The organism is Staphylococcus sp. HMSC65H10 (genome assembly GCF_001839185.1).
In the GTDB taxonomy this organism is placed as follows: Bacteria; Bacillota; Bacilli; order Staphylococcales; family Staphylococcaceae; genus Staphylococcus; species Staphylococcus simulans.
Map to the genome: position 1 here is coordinate 1 of NZ_KV840418.1, position 321 is coordinate 321.

Genomic DNA, 321 nt, shown 5'->3' on the forward strand with positions numbered 1-321 from the left:
AAAGATAAAGTGACAGTACCGAACTTCCCAGCGGATAAAGGAACACCAGTGGTCACAGTGGATGATCCAACAAAAGTACCTAATGGTCAAACACCAGGTGAATTCGATGTGCCAGTAACGGTGACATATCCAGACGGTACAAAAGATCATGTAACAGTCAAAGTTACAGTGACTCCACAACCGCAAAATGATAAATATGAACCGACTGCAGGAGAAATCACTAAACCATATGGCACAGCAACTACTGAAGATGAAGTCAAAGGTAAAGTAAGTGTTCCGGATTTCCCTAAAGAGGGCGACCAACCAATTATTACTGTAGAT

General features: G+C 42.1%; 1 protein-coding gene. It reads left to right on the plus strand.

Going from position 1 to position 321, the window contains the following annotated elements; genetic code table 11:
• On the plus strand, window positions 1–321 hold a 321-nt coding region (locus tag HMPREF3270_RS11430), incomplete at both ends, for a Rib/alpha-like domain-containing protein (protein ID WP_141763152.1).